General features: G+C 37.1%; 22 protein-coding genes and 2 pseudogenes. 2 read left to right on the top strand and 22 right to left on the bottom strand.

Annotation, left to right across the window (positions count from 1 at the left end; genetic code table 11):
• Window positions 1-10 precede the first annotated feature (10 nt).
• Complete coding sequence (locus tag ACE1MS_RS06125) at window positions 11-871, top strand: YitT family protein (protein WP_012293494.1); 861 nt, start codon at window positions 11-13, stop codon at window positions 869-871.
• Window positions 872-1,164: 293 nt separating this feature from the next.
• Here ACE1MS_RS06125 and ACE1MS_RS06120 read toward each other — a convergent pair whose 3' ends face one another.
• Window positions 1,165-2,766 (bottom strand): Na/Pi cotransporter family protein, encoded by a 1,602-nt coding sequence (locus tag ACE1MS_RS06120; RefSeq protein ID WP_012293492.1) that lies wholly within the window; start codon window positions 2,764-2,766, stop codon window positions 1,165-1,167.
• Window positions 2,767-3,044: 278 nt separating this feature from the next.
• Here ACE1MS_RS06120 and ACE1MS_RS06115 point away from each other — a divergent pair, with 278 nt between their 5' ends.
• Complete coding sequence (locus ACE1MS_RS06115; protein WP_012293491.1) at window positions 3,045-3,359, top strand: hypothetical protein; 315 nt, start codon at window positions 3,045-3,047, stop codon at window positions 3,357-3,359.
• On the opposite strand, the pseudogene ACE1MS_RS06110 reads toward ACE1MS_RS06115, so the two are convergent.
• The 21 genes and pseudogenes from ACE1MS_RS06110 to ACE1MS_RS06010 form a co-directional block, all read right to left on the bottom strand.
• Window positions 3,360-4,157, bottom strand: a pseudogene (locus ACE1MS_RS06110) (sensor histidine kinase); the annotation flags it as partial.
• Window positions 4,131-5,120: pseudogene (locus ACE1MS_RS06105) on the bottom strand (IS3 family transposase); the annotation flags it as partial. The pseudogenes ACE1MS_RS06110 and ACE1MS_RS06105, both read right to left, overlap by 27 nt.
• Window positions 5,121-5,373: 253 nt before the next feature.
• Complete coding sequence (locus ACE1MS_RS06100; RefSeq protein WP_447402758.1) at window positions 5,374-6,201, bottom strand: M23 family metallopeptidase; 828 nt, start codon at window positions 6,199-6,201, stop codon at window positions 5,374-5,376.
• 214 nt (window positions 6,202-6,415) lie between these two features.
• Window positions 6,416-7,828: a hypothetical protein gene (locus ACE1MS_RS06095; protein ID WP_012293486.1), complete on the bottom strand. Its 1,413-nt coding sequence runs from the start codon at window positions 7,826-7,828 to the stop codon at window positions 6,416-6,418.
• A 431-nt stretch (window positions 7,829-8,259) separates the two neighbouring features.
• Window positions 8,260-8,982 (bottom strand): peptidoglycan recognition protein family protein, encoded by a 723-nt coding sequence (locus ACE1MS_RS06090; RefSeq protein WP_447402757.1) that lies wholly within the window; start codon window positions 8,980-8,982, stop codon window positions 8,260-8,262.
• Window positions 8,979-9,245 carry a phage holin family protein gene (locus ACE1MS_RS06085; RefSeq protein WP_031419177.1) on the bottom strand — a complete coding sequence of 89 codons (267 nt, stop codon included), beginning with the start codon at window positions 9,243-9,245 and terminating at the stop codon, window positions 8,979-8,981. Before ACE1MS_RS06085 ends, ACE1MS_RS06090 begins: the two co-directional genes overlap by 4 nt.
• Before the next feature lie 12 nt (window positions 9,246-9,257).
• Window positions 9,258-9,503, bottom strand: a complete 246-nt coding sequence (locus tag ACE1MS_RS06080; protein ID WP_012293483.1) for a hemolysin XhlA family protein — start codon at window positions 9,501-9,503, stop codon at window positions 9,258-9,260.
• A gap of 126 nt (window positions 9,504-9,629) precedes the next feature.
• Window positions 9,630-9,740 carry a CD1375 family protein gene (locus ACE1MS_RS06075; protein WP_196764891.1) on the bottom strand — a complete coding sequence of 37 codons (111 nt, stop codon included), beginning with the start codon at window positions 9,738-9,740 and terminating at the stop codon, window positions 9,630-9,632.
• Between the two features lie 2 nt (window positions 9,741-9,742).
• Window positions 9,743-10,183: a hypothetical protein gene (locus tag ACE1MS_RS06070; protein ID WP_031419176.1), complete on the bottom strand. Its 441-nt coding sequence runs from the start codon at window positions 10,181-10,183 to the stop codon at window positions 9,743-9,745.
• Between the two features lie 11 nt (window positions 10,184-10,194).
• On the bottom strand, window positions 10,195-11,307 hold the full coding sequence (locus ACE1MS_RS06065; protein WP_031419175.1) for a hypothetical protein: 1,113 nt from the start codon (window positions 11,305-11,307) through the stop codon (window positions 10,195-10,197).
• A complete protein-coding gene (locus ACE1MS_RS06060; protein WP_012293480.1) occupies window positions 11,307-11,855 on the bottom strand; it encodes a putative phage tail protein in 549 nt (182 codons plus the stop codon). The genes ACE1MS_RS06065 and ACE1MS_RS06060 overlap by 1 nt, the downstream gene beginning before the upstream one ends.
• Window positions 11,848-12,933 carry a baseplate J/gp47 family protein gene (locus tag ACE1MS_RS06055; RefSeq protein WP_012293479.1) on the bottom strand — a complete coding sequence of 362 codons (1,086 nt, stop codon included), beginning with the start codon at window positions 12,931-12,933 and terminating at the stop codon, window positions 11,848-11,850. Before ACE1MS_RS06055 ends, ACE1MS_RS06060 begins: the two co-directional genes overlap by 8 nt.
• Window positions 12,933-13,337 carry a DUF2634 domain-containing protein gene (locus ACE1MS_RS06050; RefSeq protein ID WP_012293478.1) on the bottom strand — a complete coding sequence of 135 codons (405 nt, stop codon included), beginning with the start codon at window positions 13,335-13,337 and terminating at the stop codon, window positions 12,933-12,935. Before ACE1MS_RS06050 ends, ACE1MS_RS06055 begins: the two co-directional genes overlap by 1 nt.
• Complete coding sequence (locus ACE1MS_RS06045) at window positions 13,337-13,651, bottom strand: DUF2577 domain-containing protein (protein ID WP_012293477.1); 315 nt, start codon at window positions 13,649-13,651, stop codon at window positions 13,337-13,339. Before ACE1MS_RS06045 ends, ACE1MS_RS06050 begins: the two co-directional genes overlap by 1 nt.
• Window position 13,652: 1 nt before the next feature.
• Window positions 13,653-14,615 carry an XkdQ/YqbQ family protein gene (locus tag ACE1MS_RS06040; RefSeq protein ID WP_139015321.1) on the bottom strand — a complete coding sequence of 321 codons (963 nt, stop codon included), beginning with the start codon at window positions 14,613-14,615 and terminating at the stop codon, window positions 13,653-13,655.
• A complete protein-coding gene (locus ACE1MS_RS06035) occupies window positions 14,608-15,291 on the bottom strand; it encodes a LysM peptidoglycan-binding domain-containing protein (RefSeq protein WP_036161043.1) in 684 nt (227 codons plus the stop codon). Before ACE1MS_RS06035 ends, ACE1MS_RS06040 begins: the two co-directional genes overlap by 8 nt.
• Window positions 15,284-17,206 (bottom strand): phage tail tape measure protein, encoded by a 1,923-nt coding sequence (locus ACE1MS_RS06030; RefSeq protein ID WP_447402756.1) that lies wholly within the window; start codon window positions 17,204-17,206, stop codon window positions 15,284-15,286. The genes ACE1MS_RS06035 and ACE1MS_RS06030 overlap by 8 nt, the downstream gene beginning before the upstream one ends.
• 214 nt (window positions 17,207-17,420) lie before the next feature.
• Window positions 17,421-17,585 carry a hypothetical protein gene (locus tag ACE1MS_RS06025; RefSeq protein WP_008174525.1) on the bottom strand — a complete coding sequence of 55 codons (165 nt, stop codon included), beginning with the start codon at window positions 17,583-17,585 and terminating at the stop codon, window positions 17,421-17,423.
• Window positions 17,586-17,614: 29 nt separating this feature from the next.
• Window positions 17,615-18,049, bottom strand: coding sequence for a phage tail assembly chaperone (locus ACE1MS_RS06020; protein WP_012293473.1), 435 nt, complete (start codon window positions 18,047-18,049; stop codon window positions 17,615-17,617).
• Window positions 18,050-18,109: 60 nt separating this feature from the next.
• On the bottom strand, window positions 18,110-18,625 hold the full coding sequence (locus ACE1MS_RS06015; protein ID WP_012293472.1) for a phage tail tube protein: 516 nt from the start codon (window positions 18,623-18,625) through the stop codon (window positions 18,110-18,112).
• 15 nt (window positions 18,626-18,640) lie between these two features.
• Window positions 18,641-19,963 (bottom strand): phage tail sheath family protein, encoded by a 1,323-nt coding sequence (locus tag ACE1MS_RS06010; protein WP_036167574.1) that lies wholly within the window; start codon window positions 19,961-19,963, stop codon window positions 18,641-18,643.

The raw sequence follows: 19,963 nt of genomic DNA, 5'->3' as shown, positions 1-19,963 counted from the left end.
GAGAAGATTTATGAAAAAAGGAAAGTCACTAGAAAACACACGAAAATTCATTATGATTATTATTGGGGCAGTTATTGCTGCTTACGGGCTAGAGGCTGTATTGATTCCAAATGCTGTTATTGATGGTGGTGTAACAGGTCTCAGTATTATGGGAGCTCACCTATTTGAAATTCCATTAGGCTTACTGCTCTTTGTACTAAATATCCCATTCGTCTATATCGGTTATAAGCAGGTTGGAAAAACCTTTGCCTTAATGAGTAGTGCTGGTATCGCAGCATTATCCATTTCCACGGTTCTTTTACATGATGTCAAAACCATTTTAGGCCCGAATGATCCCTTACTAATTGTCTTATCTGGTGGTATGCTGCTTGGTGTAGGTATTGGGATTGTCTTACGTAACGGTGGCGCTTTAGATGGTTCGGAGGTTTTAGCCGTATTACTATCACGTAAAATTCCATTTTCAGTCGGCGATATTATCTTATTTATCAACGCCTTTATTTTCTTAGGGGCAAGCTTTATCTTTGGCTTAGAGAGCGCTTTATACTCAGCGTTAACATATTATATTGCGAAAAATGTTATCGATATTATCCAGGTTGGTTTAGAGAAATCAAAAGAAGTCCGTGTAGTTAGTGCAAAATCTGAGGAGATTGGGGACGCAATCCAAGCTCGTCTCGGACGTGGTGTTACCTATACACATGGACGTGGTGGCTTCTCCAATGAACCAACTGAAATTTTAAACTGTGTCATTAACCGTATGGAAGAAAACAAGTTAGTTTCTATTATTAAAGATATCGATGAAGGTGCCTTTGTTGTGATTTCTGATGTTTCAGAAGTTCGTGGCGGTAACTTTAAGAAAAGAGATATCCATTAAAGTAAAAGTAAGTAAGACGCAACCATGTCTTACTTACTTTTTTCATTTTAAGAGAAACTATTCATACTCGTACTTTACTCCACCTCATAAACTCAACGCCCCTATGATTACGACTATTGCAGCACCAACTAATGAATATGGATAGCTATTGGTTTCAAGGCTTTATCCCCTACATTTACGATTCTATCCGTCACTTTCAAGGCTTTATCCACCATTTTGGATGTCTTATCCATCCCATTGAACGCCAATTAAAAAGCTATTCAGTAGTTTTCACGCTACTGAACAGCTCCATTTTAGGAAATAACAGTTTCCGCTATATTGGATGCATGATCTCCGATTCTTTCCAAATTACTGACGATATCTGCAAATACAATGCCTGCTGAACCTGAGCATACGCCTTCATTTAATCGCTTAATATGCAATTTACGTAAACGTCTCTCCATATTATCTATTTCATTTTCTTTTTCAACCACTTGCTGTGCTAAAGATCGATCTTGTTTGTCGAGAGATTCGATAGCCATTTTTACAGTCGCTAATGTAAAAATGAACATATCTTCTAACTCTTTCAGCGCTTGATCGCTTAAGCGGACGCGATTACTATCTTTGTATTGTAGAAGCTCGATAATATTTTCTACATGGTCACCAATTCGCTCGATATCACGAATATTGTCAAACAAAGCATGATGCAGCTGAGAATCATGGTTCGATAGAGATTGCTTTGATAGCTCTATTAAATATTCTGTAGATTGACGATCTAAGTTATTGATAGCTTCTTCCAATTGTTCGACCTTGCCTACCAATTTTGTGTCAGCTGTTTTTAAAATCGTTAACGTTTCTTCTAATCCTAGAATACTATATTCCCCCATACGCACGACTTCCATTTTTGCTTGGCCTAGTGCAATTGAAGGTGACTTAACAATTAAATTTTTATCCAAAAATTTTGGTTTATATTCGATGACTGAATCTTCACCAGGAATTAATTTTGTTACGACATATGCCCAAACGCCAATAAACGGCAGTTGAACGAGCGTATTAATGACATTAAAAGTTCCATGAGCAAAGGCTATTTGCATTTTTGGTTCTAAATTAAGCAACCCAGCAATCCATTCTACGTAGTTCGTAAATAAGCCAAGTATCAGCATAAAGATAATCGTACCCACTACGTTAAATAGTAAATGAGTGGCAGCAGCTCTTTTTGCTGCTATAGAAGCACCTAAGGCAGCTAAGATAGCAGTAATGGTTGTTCCAATATTATCACCAAACAAAACAGGTAATGCTCCGTGTAAAGAAATTAAATCTTCAGCATAAAGTCCTTGTAAAATACCAACTGTAGCAGAGGAAGATTGAACAATTAAAGTGAATATTGTACCTACTAATACACCTAAAATCGGTACATCGGACATTTGGATAGTCAAATCTATAAATGGCTGCCAATCTCGAAGAGGCTTCATCCCACCACTCATGAGCTCTAAACCAATAAATAAACCAGCAAACCCGAAAAGTACTTGTCCAATATTTTGAATGATACTTTTCTTAAAGAAAAATAAGCAAATGGCACCCACTGCCATAATGGGATATGCATATGCACCTACGTCAATCCCTATTATAAAGGCAGTAATAGTTGTACCAATATTGGCACCCATAATAACGCCGATTGCTTGGCGCAATTTCATAAGTCCAGCACTTACTAGTCCTACTGTAATAACAGTGGTTCCTGAACTGGACTGTATAAGAACCGTAACAATAATACCCACTAGTACACCCATTAATGGGTTTGTAGTAAATTTATCTAAAATATCTCGTAGACGGTCACCAGCAGCCTTCTGTAAACCATCTCCCATAAATTTAATAGCAAAAAGAAATAAGCCTAACCCTCCAAGAAATTGGAAAATCATCTCCTGTATATTGATATCCAATCTATTCAACCCTTTCCTTGTTGTCAGACTTTATTATTAATAGTTTTAAGCTTTCTGTACATATCATTTACAATGGATTAAATAAATGTTTACACTGCCTTTACAATTAGTCCAAAAAACGGACATAATCAAACAAAATTCAACAAAAAGCAAACAAAAAAACATGAGAAAATCGCTGTTAAGATTTCCACATGTTTTCTTTTGACGACTGAGGAATTTTCCTTTAGGCTTGAAATAGACATAGAAGGGGGCTTTTTATGGATATTTTTATTGCCAGTAACCGTCAACTACCCATCCGTTATTATGTACAAGAAGCTGTTTGGATTCGCCGCGGTGGTAGTACCAAGCTTCCTGATTTAACATTGCCATTTTTCGTTGAAGTGGAAATTAACAGTCACTACAACCTTTCAATCATTAGAGATTATATTACTGATTTTCAAAAGCAATACAAACAGACAGAAATTCAAATATTAATTAAAAACACTGCTTTCTTAGCTGCCATGCAGGATATGCTTGCCAGCCATGAACAACCACATCATGCTATAACCATTTATCCACTTTGGACAAATTAGTTACGCCGTAAAGGGCAGTGAGATAATAAAGTACAATGTTTCGTTCTTGTATTTCGCGTGAATTGTTCCTCCGTGAAGCTCCACGATGCTTTTGGCAATCGCTAGTCCAAGCCCCGAGCCCTCCGTTACATTTGTTCTTGATGGATCCTTTTTATAAAACCTTTTAAATAAACTATTAAGCTCCGCTGCTGTAAACGCATCACTTACGTTGGCCACACAAATTTGAACCTGGTCGTCTTGCTCCTCAAGTGAAACCAAATTTTTTCCATCTCCAGTGGTGTAGTTTATAGCATTGATTAATAGGTTATCAAATACCCGAACAATTTTTTCAGAATCCAGTGCCGCAAAAATACGATGCTCTGGAAAATGTTTTATAAAAAGGCGGTGTTTTTGCTCTGCCAGGGGCACTAACTCCTCCATCAGTTGATCAAGCAGCTCATTCAAACAAATTTGTTGTCGTACTAACGTATTTTTATCATTCATTAGCCTTGTATAGTCAAATAAATCATCAATTAAATTTTTCAATTGCTCAGATCTAGAAAAGGCTATCTTCAACTATTCGTCATACTGTTCTTTTGTCTCATATTTCTCTTCTCTTAATAAACACAAGTATCTCATAATAGACGTCAGAGATGTTCTTAGGTCATGAGAAACGTTTGTAATGAGGTCATTCTTTTGCTGCTCAATTTTTCTTTCCATGACAATGCTGGTCATAATTTCTTCTGACATTTGATTAATGTTACGGGTTAATAACGCAATTTCATCCTGGCCTGGACGCTTCATGACCGTGTATGCAATGATCTCGCCATTACATAAATCAAAGACGGGTGATAAATAACGTTTCTCACCAAATAGATGGAACTCTGTCACGTCTGTTACCCATTTCTCGTTCATTTTTTTCGCTGTAAAATCGCGTTGTAATATGTTTTGGGCAATTTTTCCAACGTTACCTTTATACGAACGATATTTCTTCATGCGGACTTCACACTTTATGCCAATGGCATTCATCAAGCAGTTAATCGTTTTTTTTTGATCATGATGAATACCAAATTTTTTTAGTTCTTTGGTGATCCGACGATAACCATAACGTCCCTTATGTTCATGATAGATGGACTGAATTGCGACTTTCACAATATTTATCAGTACGATTCAAACGCTTCTCTCAGTAATAATATGTACTACATGGAATATCAGCAACTTTGTTTAATTCCACTACTTCATAGATTTCCTTTAGTTCATAAATTACTTGCGCTTTGATTTGATTGGTAATTTTTCTTGCATTTGAACTAAAGTATTCAACTTTTTTAAGTACGCATTCTCCATTTCTAATTGTTTAATTCGTGCTTCTAACGCCTCAACAGATCCTTCAGCTGGTGTTGATTTCGTTGTTCTTTTTGTCTCTTTTTTCATAGATGGATGCCCCTTTTTCTTAGAAACAAGGGCATCATAACCACCAACTTCAAACTTCGACTTCCAATTTCGAATCATGCCAGAAGATGAAATATTAAATAGTGCAGCTGTGTCTCTCGAAGATGTACCTGTCTCGTTCATATAATTAAGTACATTCATTTTATAGTCAGCTGAATAGTTTGTATAGGACTTTAAGAAAGTCTCTACGCCATTTTTTTGATAACGGCGAACCCATTCGCTGACAACCTGAGCTGTCACACCGATATCTTTCGCAATTTCGATCAAAGGTTCATTTCCATTTAAATATCGTTGAACTGCTGGAATACGTTGTTCAACACTTACTTTTGCCATAAAAAAAACCCCGTAAAAGTTAGATTGATGTCTAACTTTTACGGGGCAGTTCAATGAGACCCTGTTTTTTAAAAATTTTGTTTAATAGTGATTCATGACATTGTTTAACTATAAATTACATATAAAACCCTTATTGATAGGTCTCTTTTGATAATCCTTTTAATTTTTTCCATCCTGTCATTAAAATTACTAACAGAAAGAGACCGACATCATTGCTAGGCAAGTCTTTAATCATATTAATTATCTTTTGAATTTAGTTTTTAGTTACTAATACTTGATCCGCTTTAACCCATTCTGCACCTAAATTGTACCAACCATCTTTGGCGGCATGTACTTTATAAGTTCCTGGTGCTAATTGACGTTTAAACGCTCCATTAGGAGTGCTATACGTATTGATAGTAGATGTAACAGTTGCATGGTGATTAGCAATAGTTCCGTAAGCATGGTGAACATAACCAGACCCTACATTATAGAATAGAGTTCCATCAGCTGCATATTCTCTTTGACCATACACTTTGTATTTTCCACCAGCTTCAAGTTGACCGATAATTTCATAGCCAACATTTTTGAACACATTTGCCTTCTGAGTAATTGTAATCGTTGCCCAAGTTCCATCATACGTATGGTAGCTAACTGTTGGCTTGTCCCCGTTTAAATAAGGCATAGGGTCTACCGCCTCTGATTGAGACACTCGTGCTTTTTCATATATTTCAAAGTGCACGTGTTGACCAGTTGAACTCCCACTGTTCCCCATAACACCAATTTTATCACCTTGATTGACAGTTTGACCAACAGAGACACTAATAGATTGTAAATGAGCATAAAGTGTATCATATGTTTTCCCATCAATACTGTGTCGAACTATTACATAGTTTCCATAACCGCCATTACATGTATTACCGATAGAGCCATTATTTGAACAACCACCAACGGCTTTGTTAATCACACCCGCAGAGGAAGCATGTACTGGTACATTGGAGCTATTATTTGCAATATCCACTCCATAATGCATTGAACCACTTCTCATGCCATAAAGGCTTGTATAAATACCTTCAGCTGGTTTTATAAATACCTGTTTCATCAAACATTCTCCTTTTTTGAACTTCCTATATTTTAGTAGTATTAGATTGAATAATATATTGATATTTTTTAAGTAATAATTAAGTAATACCAAAGATAAATACTGAAAATAATACCGATTTAATAGAAAAAGCCCATTACCAATTAAGCTAATGGGCTTAAATTTTTAAATAAATTCTTTCGTCAATAACTTAGTGATTCTTTCTAAACTTGTTTTAAAGTGTTGTTATTCCACTGTTCATTGCTCCTGCTAAGCCTTGAAGGATACGGGATGCACCAGCTTCTGCTTTACCACCAGTATTAGTTGAAACAATGTTATACGGAAGTGCTGCTGAACCTGCTTTGTTTGCAATTGCAGAAGTTAATTTACCAGATGTTACTAGAGTGTGACCACCATACCAAGCTGCTGTATATAGATAAGCTGTTACTGAAGCTGGATCACTGTTATGTGCTACTAAAGTATTGAAATTTTCATTTGAGGTTTTAATCTGCACTGATGTTGGTGTATTTACTGAAGCAAAGTGTTGATAAGCCGCTAAAGCATAACCAGACGTTGGAACAGTGGTTGAATCTGTAGCGTCCGGACTACCAGCCTTAAAGTTTGGAAGTCCAATCTCATAAGAACGACCTTCGTTTATAATTTGAGTATTGTAGTAGTTCATAATTTCTGCTGCTGTTTGTTGACAAACGTGAGAACTTAAAGCTATTGCATTTTTGAATTGAGGTATTTTTGTAGTGTCACCTAATTCTGCAATTCGATAAGCACGAGCCGCAAGGTTAAGACCCCAGATAACGAATGAGTTGTAGCCAGATGATGGGAAATACCCTCGTATTTGGTCGATATCACTTACTGTACCATTATCACCCGCACGGCCTGCCCCGATATTTACACAAAGTTCAGTTAAACCGTTGTTTCCACGAGAATTACCGTATGATTCACGTAGACGCGTACACATTTGTGTGAACCAAGCGCTCAAGTCAGAATAGATTGCATTACCAGCACCGTTAATAGCAGCATTAATAAAGTGAACTGCACCTAAACCAAGAGTTACACCATTAAGTCCAGTTTTAGCATGTTTAGTACCAACTAATGACCCAGTACTAACTGTTAAACCATTTCCATTTGCTAGACGTACATTTTTATAGCTATTTAGACCAGTAAAAGTAGTGTAGGACTTACTAACGTAACCAGTAAGTGCTGAACGTAATTCTGTTTGAGTTACTGGACGAGATGAATCAGCTTGTGTATACGAAGCCATATCAGCATCTTTTGCAAGAGCTAACGCTGCATAAGCACCTAAAGCTAAAATTGGATTTTCTGGACCTTCCTGAGATGGATTGGCTGGGTTAATGAATGATTTGTAGTTGATTAAAATACGGTGAATACGAGTTAAGATTTGACCACGAACTGTCGCAGAAGATGCGTTAGAGTAAAGAGATGTCAAGAATAGTAATTGACTGCCAGCACGTTGACGTTTGACTGGTACTGATTTATCAGTTGTACCAAAAATATCATGGAAGTTAGTTTTAGAGCCTGAATCTGCTGCCAAACGTACTGCACCATCTCCCATAATATTAGTAAAGATTTTTTCTGCTTCTGTTTTGACTGTAAATGCCAAAGTTATCATCCCCTTATGTTTTAATAAAAAGCTCCCTTTTAAGAACATTTGTTCTTATTTTTATTGTAGAACAAACGTTCTTATTTTACAAGGTAATTTATACATTTAAAGTTAAATAAAAGAAAAAATACGATTGCAGCAACTTGTATATAAGAATTTCATAATAAAAAACAAAAAACCTAGGCTCAAAATTTGAGACCCGGTCTTTTTAAATTCTTACTAGATAGTTTGATTGTTTTTGAATTGGATCCTTGTAATTCCAATGTTGCAATTTCTTATCCTCATTAAACCATTCACTGTTGTTTTCAACCCAATTATTTCGAAATTCTTCATATGATATACAGTCTCTCATCTAATCCAAATTGGAAACCACAACACCTCATATTTCAAAAATAAGAATTCATACGCCCTTTTGCAATTAGGGTAACAGGCTTCTGCTATTAAATGCTCCGTTGTGTAATGATGATTTTTAATCCTTCAAAATCTCCGCCAGTTAATGTACCCGCATCGAATTTATCTAGCCACGATTTGTCTATTAATTTCTTGTCTACGGTTTGTTTGATTAAATCACGTACTGCAGCTTTTGTTGTCTCATTTGTAAATTTCATACACCCATCATCCTTTTCAATTTGTTGTGGTATATCCATACCATTCAAAATATCGTTTTTAAATTGACCCTCTGATATCCCCATGCTCATCAAATATGAAAATGGATCTCGATGTGTCGTACCTTTTAAATGATCTGTGATCCAGCGGTGTGACTTTATACCATTGCCACTACCATCAAGTATAGTAGGGATTCCAGCATCTTTTGCAAGCTCCCTTAATAGCCAAACATAAGCCGCATAATCTTTTTCAAACTGTTCCTTATTATTGGTTCGAGCTAGTTCTACTTGGGCAAAGCTAAATGGATTCCCTTTAGGCCCACAACCATATTGCACGCGATTCACGGGAGCAATTTGTACAATACGTCCTCCACCGCCTACCCAATGGGAAGTGAAGGCATTTGCTTTATTACGATTCATATAGGTTATTTCATTTTCTAGAGCGTTCGGGCCACAATTATTTGCATTGCCCGATTCATGGGCAATAACGTATTTGACTGCAGTTAAAGCATAGTTTGGTAGTCCTGACATGAAGCGCTTTTCAATGACATAACTCATTTTCCATTACCCTCTTTATCTGAGTATTGTTTATATAATTGATTGCTAAAAACAGCAGCTCCACTTACAAGAACCCCTTGTACAATACTTTGCATAGTGAAACCCATCAAGCCGATTGTAAACGTAACCCCAACTACTAATAAAATATAGGGAATCAACCAATCTTGCATTTTAGGTGTATTCTTTAAAACCTGTCCTATAACCAATAAAACAGGCACTACAATTAGCGCCTGTTCAATAATATAATCATATAAAAATTCCATAGTATGATCCCCCTAGTAGGTTTTGATAACAAGTGTTAACAATCCTAAAATAACAGCGCCTATAATAGTTGTAGATACCCACCAAACGATTTTATCGATTTTATTTAATCGATGGTGAGCATTTTTAGTACTCGCTAATGCTTCCTCTGCGATATCCTTAGCGTTATCCGCAGTTTGACGAATATCTCTAATATCATCAATTTTTGCCTCGATACCTCCAAGGCGTTCATAAATATTTCTGATTAATTCATCTCCCATGACATCAATCCTTTTCTCTTTTGATTCAAATAAAAAGCTATGAAAAGTATCGAGATTCAGTAGTTCATCTCGATTGCTTTCATAGTTTAAAAAACACATAAAAAATAACGCTAGCTTATGCTGCGTTTACTTGTTTTCGCTATTAAGTAATGCTTGTACAGCTTCTCGCCATAACAACGGCACCTGATCGATTGTTCGCAAATTCATTTTAATTAAATCCCAATATAGTTTAGCCATTATTATAAGACCTCCTTAGTTGTTAATGTTTCAACTAGTTCAGCTAAAGCTAATTGATTCAGCATTTTATCATGCTGTTGTACTTCTGCTGATTCAGCTAACGCTATCTTTAATACTTGATTTTCAACTTTTAGTTCCTCATTTTCTTGTCGTAAAAGATGTATCTGTTCAGATATAGGCATTTCGAATTTTGGATATTCAAATAGAACCTTTCCTGTCTTTAAATCAACCTTCCAACTATTTGCGATTTCAAAATCGCTGCGGTATTTACCATAAGGCAGCTGAATGAAGTTAACCGTGTCTGGCTTTCTTGCAGAAAGCACGGCAAACATAATGAAATCTTGTTCTTGTGTAGTCTCAACAGCACCTGGATTATGTTTCTCTGGAATTGTCAGAATAACTTCACCAGTTGCATTTTCATAATATACTTTAAATCCTATCATGTACGCCCCTCCTATTTGTATTTTTGTACTATACCTTGTACCGACGTTGATGTATGAGTCACACCATCGTACTCCCAGAACATTTTGAATTGGATGCTTGAAATATCGTTAACACCACTATATGCCAAAGTAGTGTTAACATGAACTGCACTAGCGGCACGGTTATATACCTCATCAATCACAGGTTTATCATATTCGTAATACGCTCTAAGATCTAGCCTAGTACCTGACAGAATTACTGAGAACCATGGGAACCATTGATTGTATCCCAATGGGAAATTGTATGTCCATGATCTACCATCTGACGAATTAACTATTATTTGAAGGTATCCATTGGTTCCATATCGTGGATTCGGATCTATATGTCTATAATCCATTGTAGGATATGAGCCACCATTCATGTAATCCCTATCACCTGATCCAGATGGTCCATTATTAGGCATAAAGAGTGCAATGCGGTATCCACCAGTCATAGGGATTGTGTAAAAAGGTTGGGTTTTAGGAACATTAGTAACCGGGCTTAGATAGTACGAATCGTAGCCACTTAACTCCCCTTCATATGTTCCACTTACATTGAATATTGTTACGCCTTTCTTGATGTTTTGAGACATTAGATTTGTACTACCATGTACATACCCCGTGCCATCATGTACACCTTGAGTGATTGCTTGGTTCACTGTACTTGGTGTGATGATTTGTTTTCCTATTTCCACCTCACTCTCACCCTGTAAGATAAAAGCCCCTGCACGATAGCGAACAGTATACACACCATTAGCCTTTGCATTACTAAATGCTGTGCCATTCGCTTTTTTTATAGGAATAGCACCTAATCCATTTATATTTAATGTCATTGCTGCTGTACTGTTTGCATTAACTGGAAATGATACAGCTAGACCATTTTTATAGCTTTCAATGTCAGGAATATTTGCAGTTAAGGCGTTCGCTGTGCCTCCTACTGTTTCCAGCCATTTGACTGAATCAGTAGGGCTGACAGTTGGGATGGTATCCTCAATACGTTTCATCTCCGTATCAATCTTATCAAGATTGGCGTTAACCACATTTACATTATAAAACTCATCTTCATTATCCTTTTTAAAACCATAATTAACAGTGTCAGTAGACATTACGATAACACTTCCTCTCTCAGTTGTTTATGTGTATAGGCGGCCAATTGAGCGTGCGTAAAGCGCGCCAGTGCACTATGTTGGATGTATCTAATTTCCACATACACCAACATGTTTTGTGGAGTTACTCGCTCTAGTAATACCTCTACAATTTCAAATTCTCGAGACACGGTTAACTCCAGCTTTACACGTACCCACTTTTCAGATGTACTGCGAGTAAGCTCGTACTTTCCCTCCCCTAGTAAGCTATCAAGTAGCTGTTTCAGAACGGGAAAACTATACGGTGCTTGTTCTTGATATCGTGATAAAATGCGAAAACGACGTGTTTCAAGTGTTTCTGATTCATTAGTAATTAAACCAAGCATTCTCTCATAACGATGGGCACCACTTTCATCTAGGGCAAGGATAAATTGATTATTAAATAACGATTCCGTTAGTTCCCATACTCGCTCTAATGATGGATTTTCAAGTGATGCAATCTTTTGAAGTTCCTTGATTTCGTGAAGGATAGGAGGGAGGTAGCTTAAAACATCCACTTTTCTAGCCACTTATAGTCCCCCTCTTTGGTATTGCTTCTTTATCAAGTTCCAGGTTGCTTGCCTTACCATTTAATATTGTGTTAGCTATATCGATGACTCCATTAATACCAAGAATACGTGTTTCAATTTGGCTTATACGAATAATCAGCCCTGCTTCATCTTCTTGTTTTGTAACTGCCGACGCCCAAAGTTCTGCGAGCTCCTTAAAGTATCCATCAATTACCTCTTGGATAGCATTCTCTACATCCTCAAAAAACCAACCAGATTGCAGGGTAATTGTTGATATGATATTTACTGTTGTTTCATTGACAGCCGAAATAGTAACGTTGTGATCAATAGGAGCAAGGCCAACTCCGTCACCTTGCGCATCTAATGGATCCATCAACTGTTGTACTAACCCCACTAATTCATTGGATGGTTTCGAAAAAGTAGAGTCAATAATCGTAACGCCAACAGTGCCACCTCCATATTTTGCTCGGTAGATACGTGCACCTCCAACCCCTGGTATATTTCCAACTCGCTCTTTGTAATCGGCGCGGTTCCCTCCAAACGAAATACTTTCAAAGCTATTGAAATAACGCGATCTAAAAGCTTCTGTATCTTCTTCGTTCTCTCCTGGAATTAACAAATCCGTTAACTGTGCTGTCTCAAGACCTGCAATGTAATCAATCGGTATTAGTTGTCCTGTCTCAAAATTTCCAATCTCACCTACGGTTTCACACTCCAGCTTAAAAATACCTTTTTCGATTTTTTCAAGGACTACGTAGTTGCATTCTTCCTGCGAAAAACGTGCACCTAAGGGAACATCGATATTGAATACTCCTTTGCGTATAGCTTTCGTTGCAGGCGTTGGACTAAGTCCCCGTTCAGCTGCCCGCCTTATTAAATTCTGTCGTGAGGCCGTATCTGCGAACATTTGATTTTCGTAGTTTAGCAATGTAAAAAGAATTTGAGCTGTCTCGGCAGTATTGGCTGCTGTTGCCTGATAAATCAACGATGTCTCTCGTTTATCCTGTGCTGGTACATTAGAAAGTTTCTGAACTAATAAATCCTCATAGGAAGTATTTAAATCAAAAATTGCTACCATTAATAATCCACCTCTTTCTCTGCAGTGATTTCACCAAAAATGGTGTGGGCTACGTATTGAACGTGCACTTTATTTTTAGTGGTTGTTACTTCAAAAGAATCGACATTCGTAATGCGGTCATCTTGTAATAAAGCCTCTTGAATGCGTTGTTTTACTTCGCTGGCAACATATACTGTTGGTTGGCCAATTAAATCATTGGTTTCAAAACCTGTGTTCCAACTATAAATTAAATGATCGTAACGCTCGATATTAAGCATAAAAAAAATCGCTTGTTTCATGGCCTCTAGTTCATCAATGGTGCCATAACAGCGATCTAATTCGTTATTTATTTTAAATGTCTTAGAAGGTTCAATTTCTTCCTCAAAATCGAATGTCAGTCCATCGTTTATGGCCTGTGGAATCATCAAATCACCTCTTTGTCTATGATTAAGTATTGTTGACCACCGTGCACGCGGATCATCGTCACCTTGTCACCCGTATTTAAGCCGTTATAGATTTTATATATCTGCTCTGGTCCACCATCTACACCCATCTCTACTTCATAGTCCATTACAGCACGGGTGAGCTTCAATTGTTCTTCTTTTAAAGTCAATTTCTGATCAATTTGAACTTCTAGTGGATCTACTCTTAATACATTGCCATAAATAACCGTAGCGAGCTTTTGGGCATTCAGAACTCCCAACACAAGTTTTTGAATTTCTTTTAAAATATCCTCCATACTACGCAATGAAATCACCGCCAATCAGCGTTAAATCCATACTATAATTAGATTCTTTGAAGGTATGCCTCACACTTTCAACCATCATGAAATTAGCCACTGATAAGTCACCAACATACAAGAGTACTGCTACCTGACTACCACCACGTACAATTGGATTACCGAATACTTTATTAATGTGTAGCTTTCTCGATTTACGATTATAAAACTTAAGCATGCTTTCTGCTTTAGCCTTGCCATTTACCCCTTCATCGAACTTATCTGTTAACTGAAGAACACCCCACTCGGTCATCCTGCTTTCACTTTCGGCCATGTAAGTAGCACGTTCACCTGTTTCTTTATTTTCACGTACTAACTTGATTTTGTTATACGTGTTTTCATCAATGGATGAAGTATATTCAAACGTTTCACCTGATTCTTCATCTATCAGTAAATCGGTTTGAAGCGCCTTAGCTTCACGTAAATTCAAAGCTCCAAAGTCATCATAGAGCACAAATAGCCTTTGAGTATTAAGAGTCGTTTCAGCCAAGGCATTAGACATAACCGTGAACAGTTCTTGATTATCTTCAACCATACACGGTATTACATACTTTGTATCGTCTATAGTACCGGTCTTTAGCTTAAAGTCCTTTGCAATTATTTTAAGTACTTGAGCAGCTGTTTTATTCTCATACCTATAAGTATCTTTATTTTTAAAGTAGCGAAGTTGATCGTAACAAGTAACCGTAATGATTCTGTTATTCGAACGTTTCTTGGTAAAGACAAAACCTTTGAAAATCTTGTGTCCGTCATATTCGAAAGTAACTGCATCCCCCTCATGAAAGCTAAGCATACCATCCTTAATTACATTGAATGTCAGTTTTCCTGGAGTGCCTTTTCGATGTGTTTCCCACACTATACCTTCCTCTACGGCACATTCGTATAGTTGCGCCTTACTCATGATACAAAGTTTTGATTTAGCCAAGTTTTATCACCTGCCCTGGTTTAATTACGTTTGGATTGCTAATATTATTAATTTTTGCTATTTCGGTGTATTTAGAGCCATCACCTAAGTACTTCTTAGCAATAGCCCACAATGTTTCTCCTGCTTTAACAGTATGTGTTTTTGGGGTTTCTTTTCCTGTAGTTGGCCGCTTCTGCTCTACTACAGCTTTCGATGCGGTCTTTGCTGTACTTCCTGCATTATTAGCTTTTGTAGCTGGTTTCAAGTTGATTTTTTTATTGCCGTACTCCCTGTATTGCTTTAACTGGATTCGTACAATAACATCAAAGCCATTATCGGCTGATTCCTTAATCTCATAATCCTCAATTGATACAGTCATGTTTGTGTCAAATAATAAATTACCTGTAGGCAGCATACGATTTACGAGAAATCGAAAAGGTTTGTCAGAGATTTTTAATTTTTTTAGTTTACTAAGGTAAAATGAAGCTGGTTGAAAACCATTTGGATAAACAGCAAATGGGTAGTTGACGTTGGGCAGTAATACCTCAAAATCTATATTCGTTAGTCCTGTTTTTTTTATTACATTTACTTCTCCCTCATTCATTAACACTACTGTTTCGTTTCTGCCATTAATCTTCAAAGTGAGTTCGGAAGGTGCGATAGGAAACTGTAAGCCATCTAGAAAAAAATTATACATCTTCGATTGAACCCCCTTCTGCTAGCATTCCTGAAACTTCTTCAACACGTTGACCAAATCTATCAATAATGCCATCAATATCTAGTTCACTGCTAATTCGGTTTTCATTTTTCATATCTACTTTGATTTCTGCCGTCGTATAACGATTGATTGCTTCACGTTCAGCTATATCACGGAGATACTTTAAATCCTCATTCATTATTTTAATACCTTCCGTTGCCTTCTCAGTATTGTCCGCTGTTTTCTTACCTAACTCATTACCTTTATCGAGTTTGTCACCTAACGCTAGCGCATTTTCAATGTCATTTTTTATCTTATCATCTTTAATATTGCTGCTTTTTTCTTCACCTGATTGAAATAGATTGGCCCCCCAATTGTATCCTTTATCCCAAGACTTACTTAATTCTTTAAATTCCATTTTGGGCGCTTCCCAATAATCATCAGGAGCTTCGCCAACCCAGTTATCCAAAATTCCTCTAAGACCCTTTAGATCACTTGTAATGGACTCTCGGTGACTATACTCGGTACCCACTTTTAAACCTACGGAAGATGAAATATTCTCTGGTAATAGCTTCACAAACCAATTCCAAGCTTGTATCGCAAAGTTAACTGCGTCAACAATAGCATTAACAAAGCTTGTAGCAAATCCATCCCATCCACTAATCATTGAAATAATTAAATCTAACATATTAGTTGCTAGATTATAAAATAATTTCTTTACCGAATACATTGGGTTTTTCCATACATTCACAAAAAATTCCACATAAGAGGCCCACATATTCCACATATAGGCGATTACATTATAAATCATTGATCCTAACACCATGAATGCCCCAGCTATTATTCCTGTAGCACTAACCGATGTCCCAGCAAAATAATTGAAAGCGGCTACCGCTAAATAGAAAAGACCAATAAGAATTACAATGGCTATTACTAAAATAAATATAGGATTGGCTGCTATCGCTGCATTTAAGCCCCATGCTGCAGCTGTTGCGGCTGATGTTGCAGACACACTCGTCCATGTAGTTGCCGTTAATAATCCAATCGCAAGCGTTCTTAGACCAGTCCAAATCGTACTGGCTATTTCTGCTGCTTTTACTAGTAGTAAAGCAGACTCGTATACCAACATTGCTGCTGCAACAGTACTTATTATAGGAACTATAAACGACCAACTATCTTTTAAACTTCCATCGGGTATAAAAAAACTCAATGTACTAGAGACAATTGAAGATAATTTCTCCATAGCAATAGCTGCATTTTGCACGAGCTCCTTAAAAAGATCGCTTTTTACAATCCCATCGAATATTCCCTCAAAAGCCAAACCAAGGACAGCTTTCCTTATCTCGGCCATAGAAATTTTACCACTACTTGCTATTTCTCGTATTTTCTCAATTAAAGCATTAAGGTAATTCGTAGTATTTTGGACACCATTTGACGTAGACTGAAATGCATTATTTAAATCCTGGCCTTGAAGGTTTCCACTTCCCATTGCTTGTGTTAAAGGTTGCTCGGTTGTTTGTAAACCATTGTTGATTAAATTTAACCCTGATGTGGTGTTATTTTCATTGGACAAGAGTACTCTCCCAACTACTTGAAAATCTAAATATTTACCTGCTATCTCCTTGATTTTAGTTAATAATCCACCAACTGCTGTAGTACCATCCCTAATATTGTTGCTAAAACTTTGTAGGGTGTGATCAGTTTTTCGAATTTCGATTTCAACTCTGTTAAATTGCTCAGCAGTTTTAGCTAATTCTCTTTGAGCTAGTTGAACACTAGAGATATCCATCATTTGCCCAGAAGCGGCATGCATAGCTTCCAACTGATTGACCATTCTGGAAACCATATTATGCATGGCTTTAATTGGTTTACTTAAACGATCATCAATTTGAATTGCCGTACGGATTGTAGCCATGAACTCTCACCTCTTTATAAAAAAAGCATCCTTTGAGAAGGATGCTTTTATGGCTATTGTTTAATAATTTAAACTTTAACTCTTCCTAAACTTAAGTAGAGCTATGTGTTTTCTGTTGTTTCCAACTCAATTTTCCAGCATAGTTGAATTTGCAAGACTCCAAAATTGACATAAATTAAATAAATGATAGCCCTGTAGGCTAATTTGCTACTTATTAACGCTTTCTACCTTTTTTAGACCCTCGTTTTGCCTCGCGTTCTTGCTTCTTATCTTCCTCGATTTTAATCCGTAGAGACGCTATAATACAAGCTTTATCCGCCAAGGATAGCGATACATATTCAGACGGAAGACGACGCATTTTATGCACCCACCAATGCATTATATTAGCTTCACCATCACCGTCGTCTATTAGTTTTTTATTTCTTCAACCATATCCTCTAGTTCCGCTTGATACCCATTAACTTCCTGTGCTACCGCTGAGGCATCTGCAATTTCACCAATTGTCAGCATCTTACCAAGTAAAGCATCAGCCCCCATCACACCATAAGAATCCTGCAGCTCTTTATCGTTTAAATTAGGATATACAATAGATTCAATAGTTAATAAACGTTGGTATTTAAAATGATCAAAATCAGTATTATACTGCCCCTTACGCTTTCCTTGCATAATCATAGAACGCTTAGTAGATTCAGATTTTAATTCCTCGTCTCGTTCTGGCGAAATTGGCGCGAACTCCCATTCAATTGGATTCCCTTGTTCATCCACGAATTTCTTTGAAATAGCATGCTTAATGTTTTCATTTTGCTTTTTATTGTGTGCAAAAAATGCAGTTAAGTTTGACATAATTAATCACCATATCCTTTTTATTTATATTTAAAAGAGCCCACATCATGAGCTCTCGTTTTATAGCATTTCTTGTAATGTTGTAAATTCTTCTGGCATATCCCAATCCTCGAAGGTGAAATCAATAGAATCCTCTAAGTACTCCGCATCTGCATCTAATGCAGCGATGATACCTCCATCCATATTACAATCAACCAGAATCGTTGTTTGACGACCTACCGACGCTGACCCATCTTCGTTAGTCACTTGGATATCAAAATAAATATCCTGCCCTGTGTCTTTGTATCGCTTTAATAACTTACGGAATATTGACGTATTAAAGTGGAATGTAGCACTGCCTGTATATTCTGCTCCAGTAGCCTTATTACCTTTAGCTACACGCCCCATAATAGGAACTTGCGTTTTAGTTTTATCCATACGAGCTTCTAAATTAATTAATTGAGCAAATAAATAACGACTTCCTTCAACCGTCACGTATGCTCGACCTTGAGCACCATGAATGGCATTGCGAGCATGCATTGTAGCATCCGCAAAATACTGTAAATTCATTGGAATTAATGTTTTGTTTGATTTCATCTGTTTGCCCTCCCTTTATGCTACTGTTGTTGTAATGTAAAGTTGTGACATCGCAACCGTAGGAATCACGACTTCATTTACTACAACAGCTTTCTTTGAATTACCTTGTGCTACCGTTAGTTCATCCTTGTTGTAATTTTGGATAGCTCGAATACGTTGCATTTCCATTCGATGACTACCAATGTCATTCCATAAGGAAATGCGACCATCTTGATCATTTGGCACCTGACCTAAATAACGAGTATTAAATAATTGAGCTGTATCAATCGCAAGCTGATCAAGTACACGAATGACTTGATTCAAGCTGAAGTCCTCGTTCTTATCATCCGAAAATGAAGTAAAGGTATTCACATCTTCAAGTACACGAATTTCATCACCAACACGATGTAACAAATATTTGCCAGCCTTTAATAAAGTTGAGAGATGTGACTGTGTCTTTGTTTCAGACATATCAAGTGTAAATTCACCCTCGTATTTTTTATTAGTATTTGATTTATTGACAGCTACCCCAGCTTGAGCACCAGACACCCAATATACGGCACCAAATACTTCTTCTTCCGGTCCGATAGTATCGTTTTGTACATCAATAATACCTTCATGGTTAGTACTGCCAAGTTTATGACCTACAAGTTGGAATTTACCACCGATTTGGTCACGAATACGCTTTGTATATTCAACATACAGCGATTTAATTGAACCTTCGGAGGACAAGCAGCCTAGAATATTGAACCCGTATGCTTCTAAAGCGTCTAGTGCCTCTTGATGTGCACCTCCAGTAATAGCTAAGCCATTGGATCCTCCAGCTAATGCTGTACCAGCTGTAACAGCTAGAGGTGCATTCGGTTTAAACACGACAAAATCATTGGCGATTAAGTCTGTAGCAGTCGCTACTGCCATTTGCTCGTCTACTAACACATTAGCAAGTAATGTTTTAACATCGAATTTCGATGGCTCATCAACATTTGCCTGAATGACAATCGTAATATCATTCCCTCGAGCACCTTTGTACTTAGCTGTTGCAAAATCATTTGTCGCTGCCTCTGCATCCACCGCAAGTTTGTAAAAATAAACCGTGACCGCATTTTTAAATACATCACGGATACCTTTCATTTTTGAGTCCATATATTCATAACCAAAAATTTTGCGTGAATCCTTTCGTAAATCCTCTTGTGTTACAGCAAATACTTCACCATCTACGCCCCAGTCAAGTGCAATTGGCAAACCAACATAACCACGATTGCTTAGATTTACAAATGCACGAGTAGCGCTAATAAAATTGTGATATTTTCCTGGTAATACTTTGTTTTGTGATAAAAATACTCCTCCACCTAACGCCAT

This window comes from Lysinibacillus sp. fkY74-1, assembly GCF_053165895.1.
This window is presented reverse-complemented; position numbering and strand designations above follow the sequence as displayed.

Coding starts and splice junctions, on each gene's coding strand:
- ACE1MS_RS06080 (WP_012293483.1), bottom strand. CDS start 9,503: ATGGGAGATGAATTAATCAGAAATATTTATGAACGCCTTGGAGGTATC.
- ACE1MS_RS06125 (WP_012293494.1), top strand. CDS start 11: ATGAAAAAAGGAAAGTCACTAGAAAACACACGAAAATTCATTATGATT.
- ACE1MS_RS06020 (WP_012293473.1), bottom strand. CDS start 18,049: ATGTCAAACTTAACTGCATTTTTTGCACACAATAAAAAGCAAAATGAA.
- ACE1MS_RS06095 (WP_012293486.1), bottom strand. CDS start 7,828: ATGATAACTTTGGCATTTACAGTCAAAACAGAAGCAGAAAAAATCTTT.
- ACE1MS_RS06010 (WP_036167574.1), bottom strand. CDS start 19,963: ATGGCGTTAGGTGGAGGAGTATTTTTATCACAAAACAAAGTATTACCA.
- ACE1MS_RS06025 (WP_008174525.1), bottom strand. CDS start 17,585: ATGCATTGGTGGGTGCATAAAATGCGTCGTCTTCCGTCTGAATATGTA.
- ACE1MS_RS06070 (WP_031419176.1), bottom strand. CDS start 10,183: ATGATAGGATTTAAAGTATATTATGAAAATGCAACTGGTGAAGTTATT.
- ACE1MS_RS06055 (WP_012293479.1), bottom strand. CDS start 12,933: ATGGTAGCAATTTTTGATTTAAATACTTCCTATGAGGATTTATTAGTT.
- ACE1MS_RS06090 (WP_447402757.1), bottom strand. CDS start 8,982: ATGAGTTATGTCATTGAAAAGCGCTTCATGTCAGGACTACCAAACTAT.
- ACE1MS_RS06065 (WP_031419175.1), bottom strand. CDS start 11,307: ATGTCTACTGACACTGTTAATTATGGTTTTAAAAAGGATAATGAAGAT.
- ACE1MS_RS06045 (WP_012293477.1), bottom strand. CDS start 13,651: ATGGAGGATATTTTAAAAGAAATTCAAAAACTTGTGTTGGGAGTTCTG.
- ACE1MS_RS06075 (WP_196764891.1), bottom strand. CDS start 9,740: ATGGCTAAACTATATTGGGATTTAATTAAAATGAATTTGCGAACAATC.
- ACE1MS_RS06085 (WP_031419177.1), bottom strand. CDS start 9,245: ATGGAATTTTTATATGATTATATTATTGAACAGGCGCTAATTGTAGTG.
- ACE1MS_RS06015 (WP_012293472.1), bottom strand. CDS start 18,625: ATGAAATCAAACAAAACATTAATTCCAATGAATTTACAGTATTTTGCG.
- ACE1MS_RS06030 (WP_447402756.1), bottom strand. CDS start 17,206: ATGGCTACAATCCGTACGGCAATTCAAATTGATGATCGTTTAAGTAAA.
- ACE1MS_RS06035 (WP_036161043.1), bottom strand. CDS start 15,291: ATGTATAATTTTTTTCTAGATGGCTTACAGTTTCCTATCGCACCTTCC.
- ACE1MS_RS06120 (WP_012293492.1), bottom strand. CDS start 2,766: ATGATTTTCCAATTTCTTGGAGGGTTAGGCTTATTTCTTTTTGCTATT.
- ACE1MS_RS06115 (WP_012293491.1), top strand. CDS start 3,045: ATGGATATTTTTATTGCCAGTAACCGTCAACTACCCATCCGTTATTAT.
- ACE1MS_RS06050 (WP_012293478.1), bottom strand. CDS start 13,337: ATGATTCCACAGGCCATAAACGATGGACTGACATTCGATTTTGAGGAA.
- ACE1MS_RS06100 (WP_447402758.1), bottom strand. CDS start 6,201: ATGAAACAGGTATTTATAAAACCAGCTGAAGGTATTTATACAAGCCTT.